This is a genomic window from Lysinibacillus sp. FSL M8-0134, from assembly GCF_038069745.1.
Taxonomy (GTDB): domain Bacteria; phylum Bacillota; class Bacilli; order Bacillales_A; family Planococcaceae; genus Lysinibacillus; species Lysinibacillus irui.
Map to the genome: position 1 here is coordinate 1,490,742 of NZ_JBBPAJ010000001.1, position 16,627 is coordinate 1,507,368.

Genomic DNA, 16,627 nt, shown 5'->3' on the forward strand with positions numbered 1-16,627 from the left:
AGATGAGTATTAAAGTCGTAATTAAGCGAAACACATATTTTGATTCAGTATCATTGATGTCACTATCAACAAAAGCGAATCAAATTGAAGGCGTTGAGCAAGCAATTATTGGTATGGGGACTGAAATGAACAAAGGAGTCATTCGCAACGTTGGTTTGATGACGTCAGAAGTAGAGGAAGCAACAGCTGGTGACTTAATGATTATTGTAAAAACTGCTAATGCGGAGCAAACGGAAAGCGCTTACTTAGCAGTAGAAGAATTGTTAACAAATAAAAACTCAGCACAAGCAAAAAGCGATATTAAATATGCAACGATTGATTCTGCCGTACAAGGTATCCCAGATGCAAACTTTGCCGTTATTTCGGTAAATGGTGCATTTGCTGTTCGTGAAGCTCGCAAAGCTCTTGAAAATAATCTGCATGTTATGTTATTCAGCGATAATGTGAGCGTAGAGGACGAAGTAGAATTAAAAACTTTAGCACATGAAAAAGGTTTATTAATGATGGGGCCAGACTGTGGAACAGCAATCATTGGGAATACAGGTCTTTGCTTTGCAAATGCTGTAAGAAAAGGCAGCATCGGTATTGTTGCAGCTTCAGGTACTGGTAGCCAAGAGGTAAGTGTGCGTATTCATGATTTCGGTGGTGGGATTACCCAACTTATCGGGACAGGTGGACGCGATTTAAGTAAAGAAGTAGGCGGTATTATGATGCTTGATGGTATCAAAGCTCTTGATGCTGATGAAGCAACAAAAGTAATTGTTCTTGTATCGAAGCCACCTGAAGCAAGTGTTGAGAAAAAGGTACTTGCGCAAATTAAAGAGTGCAGTAAACCTGTTGTTGTTTACTTTATTGGTGGTAATGAAGAGGCAGTTGTGGCTGCTGGTGGACAATTTGCAAAAACGTCTAAAGAAGCAGCATTAAAAGCTGTATTACTAGCAGGTATTGATGAAGCAAGCATTAACAAGCGTGCACTTAATCTTCCGTTAATTGAAGAGGTTCGCGCAAAATTATCACCAGAACAAAAATACATTCGTGGTTTATTCTGTGGCGGTACGTTATGTGATGAATCGATGTATCTGGCTATGGAGAAATTCTACAATGTTTATAGTAATATCCAAAAAAATCCGGACTTCTTATTAAAGGATATCAGTGTAAGTCAAGAGCATACATTCATTGACTTCGGTGATGATGACTTTACAAATGGTAAGCCACATCCAATGATCGATCCATCTTCTCGTATTGAGCGTTTCCTACAAGAAGCGAAAGATCCATCTGTTGGCGTTATCGTGATGGACTTCGTATTAGGCTTCGGCTCTCATGAAGATCCAGTGGGCGTTATGCTTCCTGCCATCATGGAAGCTAAGCAATTAGCTGAAAAAGAAGGTAGGCATCTAGAGATCATTGGGTATGTCCTTGGAACTGACTTAGATACACCAAACATAGATGAGCAAGTGAAAAAATTAGTCGATGCAGGTGTTACACATGCAAGCAGTAGTACAAATGCAGGATTACTTGCAAGAGAAATGGTTTTGAAAGGAGAAAATCATGAGTAAGATTAATGAACTTTTCACAAGTAAAATTAACGTTATTAACGTAGGTATTGAACTTTTTAAAGATGATATTTTAGCACAAAATGCAAGCGCAACACACCTAGAGTGGTCACCACCGGGTGGAGGTAAGCCAGAAATCATTGCAGCTCTTAACAAAATTGATAAAGCAGAACTAGCAGAGAAAATCGAAGCTGCAAACCGTCTTGCTGTTGAAAAAATTGTGAACTCCCAACCAGTGCTAATTGGTTTTGACCAAGCCATTAATGTAGTACCAGGGATGACGAAGAAAACAATTTTACACGCAGGCCCTCCTATTACTTGGGAAAAAATGAACGGACCAATGAAAGGTGCCGTAATGGGTGCTCTAATATTTGAAGGATTAGCAAAAGATCTAGAGGAAGCTGCAGCGGTTGCTGCATCGGGTGAAATCACGTTCTCACCATGTCACGAACATAACGCAGTTGGATCAATGGCTGGTGTAACTTCAGCTTCTATGTTTATGCACATCGTAGAAAATAAAGCTTATGGCAATATAGCCTATACAAACTTAAGTGAGCAAATGGCAAAAATCTTACGTATGGGTGCCAACGATGACAGCGTTGTCGAGCGATTAATTTGGATGCGCGATGTGTTAGGTCCAATTTTACGTGATGCGATGAAGCTGAATAAAGAAGGTATTGATCTTCGTTTAATGCTTGCACAAGCGCTTCATATGGGTGACGAGTGTCATAACCGTAACAATGCAGGCACGGCTTTATTAATTCAAGCATTAACACCTTTTATTTTAGAAACAGATTACCCTGTAGAACAAAAACGTGAAGTATTTGACTTTGTAGCAAGTAGTGATTACTTCTCAGGTCCTACATGGATGGCTTGCTGTAAATGTGCATTAGATGCTGCACACGGTATTGAATACAGTACTGTTGTCACTACGATGGCACGTAACGGTGTAGAATTTGGTGTTCGTATTAGTGGTATGGCAGGTAATACATGGTTTACAGGTCCTGCACAACAAGTAATCGGACCGATGTTTGCTGGGTATAAACCAGAAGATTCAGGTCTTGATATTGGAGATAGTGCTATAACGGAAACATACGGCATCGGTGGCTTTGCAATGGCTACTGCACCAGCAATTGTTGCTTTAGTAGGTGGAACAGTAGATGAAGCAATTGGATATTCACGTCAAATGAAAGAAATTACAACAACAGAGAACCAAAATATTACCATTCCATTATTAAACTTCATGGGAATTCCTACGGGTATTGATATTCGTAAAGTAATTCAAACTGGTATTCTTCCAATCATCAATACAGCAATCGCACATAAAGAGGCTGGTATTGGCATGATTGGTGCTGGTATTACTCATCCTCCAATGGAAGCTTTCGAAAAAGCATTAATCACAATTAGTGAGAAGTGGGCTTAAGCCCACTTCCTTATAAGTAGGAGGAGCTTATTATGGAACATACAAAAATTGAACAGTCCAATCAAGACTATAGAGCACTTGGCTATTCGGAAGATCTATTACCAAAAGGGCCTCAGGAAAGGGATTGGGGGATCTTTAACTACATCACAGTTTGGATGGGCGCAGTTCACAATATTATGTCTTATATGACGGTGGCAGGATTTTTCATCTTAGGATTATCTGTCAATCAAGTTTTCTTAGCCATCATGCTTTCGGCAGTGATTGTTTCTGCAGGTTACGCATTAAATGGATATTCTGCTTCTAAATATGGTATACCATTCGCTATATTACTAAGAGATTCATTTGGAGTGAAAGGTTCTATTATACCAGCATTATGTCGAGGATTGGTTGCTGGGGTTGTATTCTTTGGGACGACAACAGTTGTAGGTGCTCAATCCCTTAATGTGTTATTTTCAAGATTCATTCCGAATTATATGTCTATCGGTGGAGACTTCAATATTTTTGGCTTAGATGTTCCAACAATGATCTCCTATGGCATTTTGTGGTTAGTTACAGTGTTGCTATTTTTAGGTGGCATGGATATGTTAACTGTCTTTGGTAAATATTCATCACCGATTGTTTATATCTTCATCATTGGAGCAGCTATTTGGGCAATTAATATTGCTGGTGGAATTGGACCAATTTTAGAATATAAACCTTCTGCAACAATGGAAAGTCCATTAGTCTTTATTGCATGTGTCAGTGCGTTGGTTTCGAACTGGGCTGGTCCCGTGGTTAATATTGCAGACTATACGCATAGAGCAAAATCACCAAAAGCGATGATTTACGGTTTATCTATTGGTATGATCGGTTCTTATCTATTATTTGCTATCACTTGTATTAGCTTAATTGCAGGAACAGAGATTGCTTTCGGACAACCAATTTTTAATATCGTCGATGCAATTGATAAAATTCAAAATCCATTCTCTGTAGTGGTGTTAATTTTAGCATTAAATGTAGGGGCAACAGCTTTTGTAGTTTTTGGTAACTTACTACCATCTGGATTACAAATGACAACATTATTCCCTAAAGTATTTACAGTGAAATCTGCAGGTGTTTTAACAGCTGTTATTGGAACAATCATTTTACCTTGGAAACTAGTATCGAGTACAGAAACTTTATTCTTCTTTTATAGTTTCATAGGTTCTATGTTTGGTCCAATAGTGGGTATTATGTTGTCTAGCTTCTTTATCGAGCGTAAAAGACGTTTAAATTTATCAATGCTTTACGTAGAAGAGGGAAAAAACGGAGCCTATAAATCTGGCTATAATATCATCGCGTGTATCGTCCTTTTGATTAGCTTCCTGTTACCAATGTCTGGTGCCTTTCTTAAGGGTGTACCGTTCTTAGTGAAGCTAAATGACTTTGCATTCTTCAGCGGTCTAATCATGTCATTTATTTTATATACGGTGCTATATAAATTCAATCAGCAAAGTGTTCAAAATAGTGTAGAAAATAAAGTAGGGGTGTAGTTGTGAGTAAATTAGTAATTGTAGCAATCGGCGGTAATTCGTTAGTTAAAGATAGCGGAAGTGAATCTATTCAAAGTCAGCAAGAGGCAGTTGCACAAACGGTCGAACATATCGCGGATATGATTCAAGAGGGCTATAAAGTAGTTGTCACACACGGTAATGGACCACAAGTTGGTTTCACATTACAAAGAAGTGAAATTGCTAACGAGGTAGCTGGTATGCCACCAGTACCACTAGTAAACTGTGTGGCTGATACACAAGGTGGAATTGGCTATTTAATTCAACAAGCATTAATTAACGAACTATCTAAGCGTCAAATTGATAAAAAAGTAGTAAGTGTCATTACACAAGTTGAAATTAATGAACATGATCCAAACTTTATCAACCCTACAAAGCCGGTGGGCTCGTTCTTTACAAAAGAGCAAGCGGATGCAATGTTAATTGAACATCCTGATTGGAAAATGGTAGAGGATTCTGGTCGCGGCTATCGTCGTGTTGTGCCTTCACCAAAACCAATTGATATTGTAGAAAAGGATGCTATTAAATCATTAATTGATAATGATTATGTCGTGATTGCTGTAGGTGGCGGTGGCATTCCAGTCATTAAAAAAGAAAATAATGTCTATGAAGGCGTTGATGCAGTCATTGATAAAGACTTTGCGACAAGCTTATTAGCAGCACAAGTAAATGCAGATTCCTTAATTATTACAACTGGTGTTCCTCGTGTGTTTATTAATTTTGGTAAGCCAGAACAACAAGCACTTGAAGAAATTACAGTAGAAGAAACAAAGCAACATGTTCTAGATAATCAGTTCCCACCAGGAAGTATGCTTCCAAAAATTGAAGCGAGCCTAAGCTTCATAGAAAATGGTGGTCACCGAGTGATTATTACAAACCCTGAAAGTCTAAAAGAGGCAATTAATAATCAAGCTGGTACTCATATTATTAACTAGGAGGATTCACGGTATGGATTATATTCAATTAGCAGTTGAAAAAACAAAAGAAGGTATCGATCAAAATATTGGCGGACCTTTTGGTGCAACAATTGTACGAGGTGACGAAATCATTGCCGTTGTAGGGAATACAATGAATCGTGATACAGACCTTTCTGCACATGCAGAAATTGTGGCTATTCGTGAAGCTTCTAAAAAGTTAGGAACAATGGACTTATCTGATTGTGTTATTTATGCTACTTGTGAGCCATGTCCAATGTGTGTTTCAGCAATTATTTGGGCAGGTATTAAGGAAGTACATTATTGCAATACAGCAGAAGATGCTCACAAAAATGGCTTCTCTGATATGCATATACGCGACTATTTTTCAGGTAAAGATACAAGCGTGCTAAACATGCACAAAATCGAGACTAGAGAAGACTGTGACAACCTGTTCGTGCATTTTAATAAAAAATGGCAGAAGAAGTAAAATAATAACCCGTTAGCTAGCTTTGAGCATTCAAGCCTAACAAAATTAGGACTGCTCAAAGCTTTCCGTAGACATACATTAGAGGAGGGATCTCGTCAAGGAGAATCCCTTTTCTAATTTTAAACAAAAAGTTGTAAGATTCTTGGTACAATGAAATAAATAATCATGCTGTTAACTTGATTCAGCAATATTTTTTGTATGAAAAGCAAAGCATTGAGCAGCCATTGCGTTAAGGCGTAATTAGTAGGGCAACGAGCATTATTGGGTCAAATTTTCATCTTCGTAATTCATAAGAAGGAGCTGTTTACATGGTCTATAAAGAACGATATCAACAATTACTAGATAATATGAATCAATATAATTCAGGAGAGAAAGGGATTACGAGAGTTGCTTATACGAATGAAGAACAGGCTTGTTTACACGCTTTTATTCGTTTATGTAAAGATGAAAATCTTCAAATTCATATTGACCATTGTGGAAATCTTATTGCTCGAAGAGAAGGTAGTGTACCAGGACTACAGCCTGTTGTTATAGGGTCCCATTTAGACACTGTTTATCAAGGTGGTAAATATGATGGTGTTGTTGGCGTAACGGCTGGACTTGAGATTATAAAGCGATTAAATGAGCGTTCTATTGTGACAAAGCATCCGATTGAAATTATCGCCTTTGCTTGTGAGGAATCCTCCCGATTCGGTGTTTCAACAGTTGGAAGTAAAGCGATGGCGGGTCTGATAGAGAAAGAAAAGTACCGTCATTTAGTAGATCGAGATGGTATTTCCATGGAACAGGCATTTGCACATTGTGGACTTGATTTTAGTAGTATTGATCAAGCAACAAGAGTAGAAGAAGGATTCCATGCATTTTTTGAATTACATATTGAACAAGGACCATTGCTAATTAACTATGAAAAGAAAATTGGTATTGTAACAGGGGTTGCCGCACCAGTTCGTTTATTGATGAAATTAAATGGGAAAGCGTCCCATTCAGGCACGACACCGATGAATATGAGAAAAGATGCCCTTTTAGGTGCATCAGAATTGGCATTAGAATTGGAAAAAGCAGCGATAGCAGAGCAAGAGTTTGGAACAGTGGCAACGGTAGGAGTATTAGACGTTGTAGCAGGTTCCATGAACGTTGTCCCAGGGGAAGTAGAGCTGACAGTAGATATTCGATCATCTTCTGTAGAATCAAGAGAGCGAGTGCTTCAACATTTGTATACAACTATTACAAACGTGCAAGAAAGGAGACAGCTTTCCATTGAATACAATGTCATTAGTTCAGAGGAGCCTGTCCTACTTTCTCCAACTCTAATGAAAGAGCTCGAAACTATTTGTGTCGAAAAGGAACTCTCCTATCATTATATGCAAAGTGGAGCAGGACACGATTCCATGAATATGACGAGACTCGGACCAGTTGGCCTTATTTTTATTCCATCTCTAGATGGATTAAGTCACCATCCAGATGAGCATACAGATTTGGAGGATATATTATTAGGGATAGATGTCCTAGAAGAAGCTGTTTTAAGATCGGCTTCTGTCATCTAAAGTTGGGCTTTGTTTAGCAATTTTTGGAGGATTAAAGTAGTTTATAATCTAGTCAATAAAAAGACGACCTTTCCATACTAGAAAGTCGTCTTTTTTATGTGAACAGAATGGTTAATCGGTTTCTTCTGATTGCCAATTTTGATTTGAATGAGCATCATCGCAATGACCATAATAATCATACCAATAATGGCAGTTGTAAAATTGCCTGTGAAATCACGTATGAGACCGACAAAGAAAGGTCCAAGTGCAGCAAATACAAAGCCAACCGATTGTGTCATAGCGGCTAAGAAGCTAGCCTCCTGAATATCTTTGGCTTCATCAATTGGTAATGTTAGACCTAATGAAAATAGCCCACCTGCACCAAGACCAATTAAAATACTGCTTAGCCAAGGATTATAACTAAACAATAGCATCAATAGACCAATTAATTCTAAAGCTGAACAGCCGAGGAGCCATACAGCTCTATGCTGAAAGCGGTTATTTAAAATAGGTACTAAAAACGTTGCCGGCATTTGCGCGACTGTTAATAGTGTCAGCATCATACCAGCATCTCGTTTATTGTAGCCCATATTTTCGGCAATTGGTGGTAACCAAGCCATTATGGTATAAAACATGAAGGCCATTATGCCAAAGAAGCCTGTTAAAAGCCAAGCCTTTTGATTGGTTAACATGTGCTTCCTATAAATGTCTCGATCCAAAGTATTTTGGTTGGGAGTAGCAATCTCCTTATGCTCGATTGGCTTCCACCAAAAACATATAGCGATGAGAGCGAGAATAGCCCAAGAGGCAGTAGCAACTTGCCAGGAATGAAACATATTATTTAATGGAAGCGTAAGCCCAGAGCCTAATGCAGCTCCTACCACTAATGCTAACGAGTAGATACCAACTATACGAGAAGGATTTGAAAATTGCTCTTTAATATAGCCAGATAATAAAGGGCTAACAATTGCAATACCGATGCCGGATAAAAAGGCAGTTAGAAGCATCACCCAGCTAGAATAAGCAAAAAATCTGGCAGCTGTTGCTAGTCCAATAAGAATTAGGGAGTAGGCAATGGTCCGCTCTATGCTCCAACGATTGGCAAGTTTAATAGCAAAAGGGGCAAATAAGCCCATACACAGCACTGCCAAGGATGTTAGCAAACTAGCGGTAGCCGCACTCATGTCTAATGATTCGCGGATCGTTCCTAACAAAGGGGAGACAGAGGTGATGACCGGTCTTAAATTAAAAGAAGCTAAAATTATAGCGATAATCGGCACAATCGTACGTTTTATATTCATTCTCTTTCAACTCCGTTATATCAAATAAATAAATAGATTTCCCAATTGAAGTCTAAACTAATTTGAATGATTGAACAATACTATTATTACTATTACAATAATAGTTATAAACTATGATAGGATGTGGTCGTTGTGGAAATACGTCATCTTCATTATTTTATGGCGGTCTGTGAGGAGCTACATTTTACAAAAGCTGCTGAGAAACTTGGTATATCACAGCCAACATTAAGCCAGCAAATACGCATATTAGAAAATGAACTGGGTATGCCTTTGTTTGATCGGATAGGTAAAAAAATTGTTGTGACAGAGGCTGGTTCTCTTTTGTTTAGCTATGCTACAGAAATGCTTAATACATTACAAAATGTCAAAGATGCTATTAAAGATTTACAGGAGCTGCAAGGTGGGCAAATAAGTGTTGGAATTATGCCTTCAGATTTAGACTATCGGATTACACAGCTTGTTATTGATTTTCATGAAAAATTTCCAAAGGTAAAACTGAAGATACTAGCATCCATTGATATTATGCGGCAAGTTCTTGAAAATGAAGTGGACATTGGAATTGGAACGAATGTAGAGGCGGATGATCGTTTGGTCATGATTCCTTTATGTCGGGAGGAATATGTGTTAGTCGTTTCAAAAGAGCACGCATTGGCGAAGCAAACTGCAATCACAATTGCCGAATTAAAGGAGCTTCCGATGGTTATGTATCCAGAAGGTTTTCTTGGGAGAGAAGTGGTAGAAGATGCTGTAAAAACACATGGTTTTCAGCTGCATACTATTCTTGAAACAAGTTCTGTTACTTCCATTATGAATCTTGTTCGAGAAAATATTGGCGTGACAGTGCAACCTTATCCCTTGATACAACAAATGAATGATCCTAATCTATGTAGTATACGTATCTTGAATGGTGCCCCAAGCCGTAGCCTATCAATTATTTATCGAATAGATCGCTATGTCAGTCAAGCAACGACAGCTTTTATTGAACAACTCAAAGAATATTTTACGGGCTAAAGCACAAACGACTGTTAAAAAAAATTGTAGAAAAAAGTTCCTTTTTTTGAAGAGTTCACATATACTATTATAAACCGACAGTCAGTCTATATATGTAGGACAGGTGAAAGAAGTTTTTCATTTCTTCATCTTGTACCTACATTTTTTTACAGTCGTAAATGACCGACTGTCGGTCTAAAATGGTGAGAGGTGATTTTAATTGAACAGATCCGTTAAAGTAATAGGCTTTTCCCAAGATTTTTTAATGATGGTTGTTGGTCAGATTATTTCTATTTTAGGCTCAGCCCTCCTAAGATTTGCCCTATCACTTTTTGTCTTGGATTTAACGGGAAGGGCAGATCTTTTCGCTGTGCTCTTTGCTATTTCAAGCCTTCCTATTTTATTTACACCATTTGGTGGTGCTATAGCAGACCGTTTTAACCGACGCAATTTAATGGTTGTATATGATTTTATTAGTAGTTTTATTGTTCTAATTTTCTATTGTATGTTACTGACAGATAATTATTCTGTGTTAGGGATCGGCCTTGTCCTTGTGTTACTTTCCTTTATTAGTGCGATGTACGCACCTGCTGTCATGGCTAGTATTCCATTATTGGTTGAAGAACAGAAGCTTGAACAAGCCAATGGAATCATTAACGGGGTTCAAGCATTAGCTGGTGTGACTGCACCAGTACTAGGGGGCATCTTATATGGGGTGCTTGGTCTGAAAATTCTTGTCATCATGAGTGGATTATTTTTTTTCTTAACAGCTATTTTAGAAATGTTTATAACGATACCATTTGAGCAGCGTGATTATCATGGACAATTAGTACGTACATTGATCAGTGATATGAAAGGAGGGTTTAGCTATGTCATAAGGCAAAGATTTATTTTAAAATGCATATTACTAGCCGCTTTATTGAATTTATTTTTTACACCTCTATTCATTGTGGGTGTGCCAATAATCCTTCGTGTCACAATGGAAACTGGTCATACATTGTATGGAATTGGAATGGGCAGCATAGATTTGGCAACCATTTTAGGCGCATTAGCAATGGGCTATTTTGCCACAAAGCTTCGCATACACAGCCTATACATTTGGATGTTTGTGACAGCTTTATTCGTAATCCCTATGGCTATTGCTGTCTTGCCTCCGTCGCTACAAATGGGTCTTTATCCTTCATACATTCTATTTATAGGGTGTGCTGTTGTGATCGCGATGATCATGACGGTGATTTCCATCTACGTCATGACACTTGTCCAAAAGGAAACGCCAAATGAAAAAATGGGGAAGGTTATGGCCATTATGATGGCAGTATCACAATGTATGGCTCCTCTTGGGCAAATAGGATATGGCTTCCTATTTGAGGACTTTCGTAGCCATATTTATATACCAATCCTCATGATATGTGTGGTTGTCCTATTGTTAGCGTTCCTGACCAATAGATTATGGCGATTAGAGGCTAAACGATGAAAAAAACCACCATTAGTTTTATCAAGACCTAAATTGTAAAAGTCGTAAAATATAAATGGTGATACATATTAGTCATATATAATATGTATCACCATTTTCTTCTTGCTCAACAATCGCGCCTGATTATGGAACATCATAAGCACCTGTTTTGTAATACTAACGCAGTTTAATTTAAGTACAAACATTCACAATCTTTAAGATGTTATCATGTGTGATTGACTAATAGATACCAATACTATTTTCACTGTAAAAATTTCCGATAGTTAGATAAAAATCCATCTATTGTAACTGTTTATATAAATTCAGAATTGTTAAACTATTATTAAATACCAAGGATACACTTGAAACTTAATTCTTTCAGGAGGGATACAAATGGAGCAAAAGTTACATTTAATTCCGTATCAAGTGAATGAAGTGGTCGAAGTGGTCGAAATGGTGCCAAAAGGTATTGAACTTATTGCAGCACCAAAAATTTGGGAGCATTCTAAAGGGAAGGGAATCACTGTTGCGATATTGGACACAGGCTGCGACGTGACCCATCCTGATTTGGGTGGGCGTATTATCGGCGGACGGAATTTCACTCGTGATGATGATGGACAACCTGATGTATACACCGATTATAATGGCCATGGAACCCATGTGGCTGGCACAATTGCTGCAATCAGTAACGGCACAGGAGTAGTTGGTGTTGCACCTGAAGCAAGTTTATTGATTTTAAAAGTGCTTGATAAAAGTGGATCAGGGCAATACGACTGGATCATAAATGGTATTAACTATGCAGTTGAACAAAGGGTGGATATCATCTCCATGAGCCTCGGAGGTTCTGTCGATGTACCTGAGTTACACCAAGCTATTCAAAATGCAATCACTAATCAAATTCTAGTAGTTTGTGCTGCTGGTAATGAGGGAGATGGACAGAGTTCTTCAAATGAATTGGCCTATCCTGCCTGCTACAATGAAGTCATCAGCGTCGGATCCATTAACCTGCAACGCAGTTCTTCTGAATTTTCAAATTCGAATAATGAAATCGACATAGTAGCCCCTGGTGAAGAAATCCTTTCAACGTATTTAAACGGAACTTATGCAAAACTAAGCGGAACTTCGATGGCAACACCGCATATATCCGGTGCACTTGCACTCATAAAAGAGAGTGCCAACAGAAACTTTGAGCGAAATCTGACCGAGGCTGAGCTGTATGCACAATTAATAAAGAGAACGATTCCTTTAGGAAACTCGCCAAAACTCGAAGGCAACGGATTGCTGTACTTAACAACAGAGGAATACTTATCGGATGTGTTCAACCAAAAATTATCTGCACAGGCGTTGAAAATATAATGGAAAAACTAGATTTGTTATACAGTGAATGGGAAACGGCCAAGTCAGACTTTTTAAACTATAAGGAAAATCGACCCTATTATGATGAAAAGAAAGATAAGGAAGTCAGAAATCAATACTATCAGAGCATTTCATTCACGGATGCTAATCTTTTAGACAGCCTTCATACATTGCTTGAAAAAACACATACAGATCAGTTAAACTACAGCCCGCACCGTTATGTGTACCCTTGGGTTGATTTGCAGGAAAACGGTTCATTAAAAAGCCTTTATTCTGGAAATAGAATGGATCCACTTTCTGTCATAGATGAGGACGTTCGGCTCCATGAAATGCAGGCAAAAGGGTTAATCAGCATCTTTTCGGATGATTTATTAAACTGTGAACATGTAGTGCCTCAATCATGGTTCGATAAAAAAGAACCGATGAGAGGAGACTTGCATCATCTATTCGCCTGCGAAACGACCTGCAATAGCAGTCGCAGCAACTACCCTTACTACGATTTCCACGATTACGTCCCTGAAGGATTAATTTTAGGAATCAAAGATGGCTGCGGCAAAGCTGAAGGAAGTAAATTCGAACCAGAATACGGGAAAGGAATCGTTGCTAGAGCAACACTCTATTTCCTAATTCGGTATCCAAACACTATAAAAAAAGAACTAGAGAATGTCTCTTTATTGTTAAAATGGCATCAATCTTTCCCAGTATCTATCTATGAAAAGCATCGCAACTTAGCCATCCATGAACTTCAAGGCAATCGGAACCCATTTATTGATTTTCCAGAGATTGCAGAAAATTTCGTAACAAATTAAAAAACACTAATTCCCTTATAAAAGTACAAGGGAATTAGTGTTCGCTTTTTTATATTAAACGCAACTAATGGTATAATTGCTACATGTTAAATCCACTCTTCGTTCACAAGCATATTTTTTTGCCCTGACTTATAAATTGATAACAAGCCCCAAACCGTTGTTTGGGGACTTTTCTTTGTTTACCGTCTTTTTTATAAACATCTTGAGCCAAAATACCTCGAAAACCCTAATAAGAAGAATCCCTTTTGAAAAAAGATTGATGAAAACGGATGCTTCCTCTGTGAAGTATTGTTTAATTTTTATAAAAAAGTTTGAGCATTTTCTGTGATCTAATCTTCAACAATACCAATTCCTTTTCCTCTCTTAAAATGCAGGTATCGATTTAGTAGCCTTCTAAAATTTTGACAAAGATGATTTATGAAATTGATTCAGTTAATTTTAAACATAATAAAAAAGCACTCTCTCAAGAATGCTTTATAAGTCGGGGTATATTGTTGTATTGTTAAACTTTATATCTATCTCAAAATATTGCTGATACCTGTTGAAATAAACTTTCTTTAATCAGCTTGATTTTTACGATGAAGCTCAGTAAGATCTTTTATATAATATAATGAATAGTCATCTCTAATATCCACTTCAAAAAAGTAATAATTTTTAGTTTCTATATCTTTAACTTCTATTTCAAACAACCCCATTCCTCTCAGGTAATTGATTTCTTCAGATTTTAAATTTTCTCTACCAATGCCATAGTTAATTTCAATATAGTTTTCCACATAGTTGTATACGATAGCGTTTCGAGATTTAGAATTAAAATAACTGTAATTAACAAAAATAACTACTATACAAAATAATAGATTAAAGATAATTATTTTTTTTTCATTTTCCTCTCCTTCCGCCATATTAAGTATCAAGATTATATTTATTAATAATTACAATTTGTCAAACTATAAGTATTAGGGCTTTTTCCTGTTTTGTCTAAATACTTTAAATATTTCATAGCTGGCATTACTGGAAATCCCTTTTGATTAAGCAATATGTACCTCTTATTGTTGTTCTCAAAGATAACCTCTTGGACCTTAATAGCACTTAACCTCCAAAGTTATTAAATATTACTTGGTCTAAAGCCTTCACTAACTGTAGGCTACATACATTGCCGCCAAAAAAGGTTCATTATATACATATTAAACTATATTTTCAATATCTAAATAACAAATCTAATATGGATAAAAAAGAGAATATACGCTCTTATATTGAACATAATATCCTCTTATTAGTTTAGTCTATTTAATTACTTGGTGGTTTTCGTTGGAAGGAACCTGTTAATTAAAATCTTCTTGTTCTACGACGCTGTAGCCTATTGCTATTAGACTGAGTTGAAAATGATGGCATGAGCAATGGAGGTCGCTGCTGTGCATTTTTTCCTACATGAACAGTAATAGATTCCTCTTCAATTATAGGATCTTCACTCTTTTCCTCATGTAAGCGAGCTTCTGTAGAATTTAATAATGGTGCGGGAGAATCGTTATGATGGGTAGTACTTGTCGTGGTGTTAGTAGCATTTGTCGTACTAGTTGTATTTGCTGTAGCAGTCTTTTCTTGATGTTGGGTAGCGTGTTCAACTGCTGCATGTGGTTGTTGGACTGCGTGGACATCCTTCATGACAAGAATAGGACGCATCATATCGTGGTCCTCATGCTCAAGGAAGTGACAATGCCACATATAATGACCAATATGATCTTTCCAGTGCATAATAATTTTAGTGACCTTACCAGCATCTGCTTTCACGGTATCCTTCCAACCTTGCTCATAGTCTCGTGGTTCTTCAGGAGGCCCTGTGAATTCTACGATGCCTTCATTTTGATAGCGTTCAAGGTCAAAAGGTCTTCGTTCCAAAATTTTAAATTGGATAAGGTGTAAGTGAATAGGATGTATGAAAGGTGTAGCATTAATAAAGTTCCATATTTCCACACTATCCAAAGATGGTTTTTCTGTTGCTGGATCATGGTACATACGATCATTTAATAATAACATTGGTCGGCCATATTCATCGGTTGTAGCTGTCAGTGGCAATTGTCTTTCAATATGTGCATGGTGTGGATGAAGATCCATGGAAACAGCAAGTCTTTCTGGAATTTCACTTGTATCCTCACATTTTAAAGGAAGTGTAACTCTAAATAGCATAATGACATTTGTGTGTTCATCACTGAAATCGGTATCAGCATTCATTAAGGTGATTTCCTGTCCCTCGCAGCTTGAAAAATCGATAATGATATCTGTACGCTCAGCGGGTAGAAGCTCAACATATTGAATGGTCTTGGGTGCGTTTAAAAATCCGCCGTCTGTACCAATTTGAACCATTGGCTGATCATTTGAAAGTCCGATGACATAGCCCCTACGATTGGAGCCATTGAGAAAGCGAAATCTATATTTACGGGGCTCCACTTCTAAATAGGGCCATAGTTTTCCGTTGACAACGATTGTATTGCCAACAAAGCCAGGTGTGATGGAGGGATGGACAGGAACAGGGAATGGTGGTTCATCTGGATAAAACAAGGAGCCATCCTCATTAAATGATTTATCTTGAATTAAAATCGGATATTCATAGTCTCCGCAAGGTAAATTAGAACGTTCCTCAAGTGCATCTCTTAATAAATAAAAGCCTGCTAAGCCTGCATATACATTTAGACGTGTTAAAGCCATTGCATGGTCATGGTACCACATAGTAGTACCTGGCTGGTGATTAGTATATTCATGTATTTCTTTAGTAAATTTTGGTCCAGTATGGCGGTAGTCTCTTGTGTACCACGCCTCTGGATGACCATCACTTTCCCAATCCACATTGGCTCCATGTAGGTGAGTGACGGTTCTTACCTCTTGTGAATCGTTGGCAGCGTGGAGCGTAAAGTCTATTGGCAGAAAGTGCTGTAAGGGTAGCTGGTTTTTATATTTCACATAGATGGTTTTATCTTTTGTAGCTTCAATGGTCGGCCCCGGATAAAGCCCATTGTAACCCCAAATTAAAGATTTTGGAAAATGCTTATGGAAACGGTGCTCGCCTTCCATCATGACCAATTCATAATAATCATTTTTTTGTTGCCCTCGACAATATTTAGGTTTAGCTACGACAGGTTTTGGAAGTTCATCTACAAATTTTGGAATAGTTGCTGGATCAGAGGGGTTTATTTGCATACTCACAACATCACGTCCCTTTTCAATACTTTAAATTTGCTCATTATCTCATCATATGGGTGAAAACAATAGGTAACGAGGACAATAATGGAGAAAA

13 protein-coding genes and 1 pseudogene are annotated in these 16,627 nt (G+C 37.7%); 10 read left to right on the top strand and 4 right to left on the bottom strand.

The features are described 5' to 3' along the window. The first annotated feature begins 2 nt into the window (after positions 1-2). The 6 genes from fdrA to MKY49_RS07325 all read left to right on the top strand — a co-directional run bounded on the left by fdrA (position 3) and on the right by MKY49_RS07325 (position 7,453). Positions 3-1,556, top strand: coding sequence for an acyl-CoA synthetase FdrA (fdrA, locus tag MKY49_RS07300; protein WP_274796443.1), 1,554 nt, complete (start codon positions 3-5; stop codon positions 1,554-1,556). After that, complete coding sequence (locus MKY49_RS07305; protein ID WP_312505545.1) at positions 1,549-2,976, top strand: DUF1116 domain-containing protein; 1,428 nt, start codon at positions 1,549-1,551, stop codon at positions 2,974-2,976. The genes fdrA and MKY49_RS07305 overlap by 8 nt, the downstream gene beginning before the upstream one ends. Before the next feature lie 32 nt (positions 2,977-3,008). Then, positions 3,009-4,487 carry a cytosine permease gene (locus tag MKY49_RS07310; RefSeq protein ID WP_341385872.1) on the top strand — a complete coding sequence of 493 codons (1,479 nt, stop codon included), beginning with the start codon at positions 3,009-3,011 and terminating at the stop codon, positions 4,485-4,487. Between the two features lie 2 nt (positions 4,488-4,489). Continuing rightward, on the top strand, positions 4,490-5,440 hold the full coding sequence (arcC, locus tag MKY49_RS07315) for a carbamate kinase (protein WP_341385873.1): 951 nt from the start codon (positions 4,490-4,492) through the stop codon (positions 5,438-5,440). Positions 5,441-5,453: 13 nt separating this feature from the next. Then, entirely contained in the window at positions 5,454-5,909 is a 456-nt protein-coding gene (locus MKY49_RS07320) for a nucleoside deaminase (protein WP_341385874.1), read from the top strand. Positions 5,910-6,217: 308 nt separating this feature from the next. Further along, positions 6,218-7,453, top strand: a complete 1,236-nt coding sequence (locus MKY49_RS07325) for a Zn-dependent hydrolase (RefSeq protein WP_274796448.1) — start codon at positions 6,218-6,220, stop codon at positions 7,451-7,453. Between the two features lie 77 nt (positions 7,454-7,530). On the opposite strand, the gene MKY49_RS07330 is transcribed toward MKY49_RS07325, so the two are convergent. Next, positions 7,531-8,733, bottom strand: a complete 1,203-nt coding sequence (locus MKY49_RS07330; protein WP_341385875.1) for an MFS transporter — start codon at positions 8,731-8,733, stop codon at positions 7,531-7,533. 132 nt (positions 8,734-8,865) lie between these two features. Between MKY49_RS07330 and MKY49_RS07335 the strand changes: the two genes are divergently transcribed. The 4 genes from MKY49_RS07335 (at position 8,866) to MKY49_RS07350 (ending at position 13,341) form a co-directional block, all read left to right on the top strand. Then, on the top strand, positions 8,866-9,744 hold the full coding sequence (locus MKY49_RS07335; protein WP_274796450.1) for a LysR family transcriptional regulator: 879 nt from the start codon (positions 8,866-8,868) through the stop codon (positions 9,742-9,744). Positions 9,745-9,988: 244 nt separating this feature from the next. Further along, a complete protein-coding gene (locus MKY49_RS07340) occupies positions 9,989-11,197 on the top strand; it encodes an MFS transporter (protein ID WP_341386915.1) in 1,209 nt (402 codons plus the stop codon). A gap of 372 nt (positions 11,198-11,569) precedes the next feature. Further along, positions 11,570-12,532, top strand: a complete 963-nt coding sequence (locus tag MKY49_RS07345; protein ID WP_274796451.1) for a S8 family peptidase — start codon at positions 11,570-11,572, stop codon at positions 12,530-12,532. Further along, complete coding sequence (locus MKY49_RS07350; protein ID WP_274796452.1) at positions 12,532-13,341, top strand: endonuclease I family protein; 810 nt, start codon at positions 12,532-12,534, stop codon at positions 13,339-13,341. Before MKY49_RS07345 ends, MKY49_RS07350 begins: the two co-directional genes overlap by 1 nt. Before the next feature lie 557 nt (positions 13,342-13,898). Here the strand turns inward: MKY49_RS07350 and MKY49_RS07355 are convergent. The 3 genes and pseudogenes from MKY49_RS07355 to MKY49_RS07365 all read right to left on the bottom strand — a co-directional run bounded on the left by MKY49_RS07355 (position 13,899) and on the right by MKY49_RS07365 (position 16,530). Further along, entirely contained in the window at positions 13,899-14,240 is a 342-nt protein-coding gene (locus MKY49_RS07355) for a histidine kinase (RefSeq protein WP_341385876.1), read from the bottom strand. Positions 14,241-14,290: 50 nt separating this feature from the next. After that, positions 14,291-14,422 (bottom strand): annotated as a pseudogene (locus MKY49_RS07360) (tyrosine-type recombinase/integrase); the annotation flags it as partial. Between the two features lie 242 nt (positions 14,423-14,664). Beyond that, a complete protein-coding gene (locus tag MKY49_RS07365) occupies positions 14,665-16,530 on the bottom strand; it encodes a multicopper oxidase family protein (RefSeq protein WP_341386916.1) in 1,866 nt (621 codons plus the stop codon). Positions 16,531-16,627 lie beyond the last annotated feature (97 nt).

What these genes read in the sequence shown, in the direction of transcription:
- MKY49_RS07325 (WP_274796448.1), top strand. Translation starts at nt 6,218, where the DNA reads ATGGTCTATAAAGAACGATATCAACAATTACTAGATAATATGAATCAA.
- MKY49_RS07350 (WP_274796452.1), top strand. Translation starts at nt 12,532, where the DNA reads ATGGAAAAACTAGATTTGTTATACAGTGAATGGGAAACGGCCAAGTCA.
- MKY49_RS07355 (WP_341385876.1), bottom strand. Translation starts at nt 14,240, where the DNA reads ATGGCGGAAGGAGAGGAAAATGAAAAAAAAATAATTATCTTTAATCTA.
- MKY49_RS07365 (WP_341386916.1), bottom strand. Translation starts at nt 16,530, where the DNA reads ATGCAAATAAACCCCTCTGATCCAGCAACTATTCCAAAATTTGTAGAT.
- fdrA (WP_274796443.1), top strand. Translation starts at nt 3, where the DNA reads ATGAGTATTAAAGTCGTAATTAAGCGAAACACATATTTTGATTCAGTA.
- MKY49_RS07305 (WP_312505545.1), top strand. Translation starts at nt 1,549, where the DNA reads ATGAGTAAGATTAATGAACTTTTCACAAGTAAAATTAACGTTATTAAC.
- MKY49_RS07320 (WP_341385874.1), top strand. Translation starts at nt 5,454, where the DNA reads ATGGATTATATTCAATTAGCAGTTGAAAAAACAAAAGAAGGTATCGAT.
- MKY49_RS07345 (WP_274796451.1), top strand. Translation starts at nt 11,570, where the DNA reads ATGGAGCAAAAGTTACATTTAATTCCGTATCAAGTGAATGAAGTGGTC.
- MKY49_RS07340 (WP_341386915.1), top strand. Translation starts at nt 9,989, where the DNA reads ATGATGGTTGTTGGTCAGATTATTTCTATTTTAGGCTCAGCCCTCCTA.
- MKY49_RS07310 (WP_341385872.1), top strand. Translation starts at nt 3,009, where the DNA reads ATGGAACATACAAAAATTGAACAGTCCAATCAAGACTATAGAGCACTT.
- MKY49_RS07330 (WP_341385875.1), bottom strand. Translation starts at nt 8,733, where the DNA reads ATGAATATAAAACGTACGATTGTGCCGATTATCGCTATAATTTTAGCT.